Origin of the sequence: Streptomyces durbertensis (assembly GCF_014156695.1) — a bacterium.
Taxonomy (GTDB): domain Bacteria; phylum Actinomycetota; class Actinomycetes; order Streptomycetales; family Streptomycetaceae; genus Streptomyces; species Streptomyces durbertensis.
Genome location: NZ_WMLF01000819.1, coordinates 1 through 1,099 on the forward strand (window position 1 = coordinate 1; position 1,099 = coordinate 1,099).

Here is a 1,099-nt window from a genome sequence, read left to right on the forward strand (position 1 = left end):
ACCCCGACCCCCACCGCCGCCGACCGCTTCCGCGCCGCCGTGGACCGCCGCGACCTCACCGCCGTCGAGGAGCTCATCACCGAGGACATCCGCCTCTACAGCCCGGTCAAGTTCCGGCCGTTCGAGGGCCGACCCGCCGTCCTCGGGCTCTTCACCGCCCTCTTCCAGGTCTTCGACGACTTCCACTACATCGGCGACCACACCGGCACCGCCCTGACCAGCACGGACAACACCGAGGCCGCCTCAGCCGTCCTCCTCTTCCGCGCCACCGTGGCCGGCCGCCAGATCCACGGCATCGACCTCCTGCACCTCACCCCCGACGACCGGATCAAGGAGTTCACCGTGATGGTCCGCCCGCAGTCCGCCGTCCAGACCCTCGGCGAAGCAGTCCTCACCGCCCTCACCGCCACCAACCCGACCCCTCAGCCCGGCGCGTAGAAGCACCGCCGCACCCGACGCAACCACGCCTCGGCCGCGGCCTCGTCAGGCGCCTGGGGCAACACACCGGACGTCCGGGCGAAGGCGGCCTCGAAGTCGCTCAACAGCGGCACCGCCGCCTCGGGATCGTCAGCCACCCGCTCCCCGAAGCGGTGGTAACTCTCCGGATCCTCGACCCGCAGGGTCAGCCGACCGGTCCGGTACAGCTCGAACCCCTGCTCACACAACCGCCTCAGATGCCGCGCGTGCTTCGCCACCCTCGCCCGGTTCCCCGCACCACGAGCCACATCCCCGCGACCGCGCAGCTTCCGGAACTGCTGCTCCGCATACCCCAGATAGGCGTCCCGCACCCGCCGCGCACTGAGGAACGCCCCCCGGATCCCGATCAGCTCGTCCCCGAGCCCCGTCCGCACCTCGTACAACTCGTCCGGCAACCAGACGAGTTCCATGACGGTCGGATTGCACCCCAGTGCGAGCCGGCACCACTTGCCCGCCTCGTGCAACGTCCGGTCCGGCGCCGTCGTCACATACGACTCCCGCGGCCCCCGCAGCCCGTGCAACTCCTCGGTAGGCACCGCGAACACCCCCAACCGGTCCACATCCGACCCCTCCCGCGCCAACCCGTACGCGGTAGACCCCACAACCCCCGACAAGAGAACAC

At 70.6% G+C, this 1,099-nt stretch carries 2 protein-coding genes; one reads left to right on the forward strand and one right to left on the reverse strand.

The annotated features are described in order from the left end of the window. A partial coding sequence (locus tag GL263_RS27050) for a nuclear transport factor 2 family protein (protein WP_194377952.1) occupies positions 1-438 on the forward strand: 438 nt, incomplete at its 5' end. Here GL263_RS27050 and GL263_RS27055 read toward each other — a convergent pair. After that, the coding region (locus GL263_RS27055; RefSeq protein ID WP_182858360.1) for a nucleotidyltransferase domain-containing protein at positions 423-1,099 on the reverse strand (677 nt) is incomplete at its 5' end. The genes GL263_RS27050 and GL263_RS27055 overlap by 16 nt on opposite strands.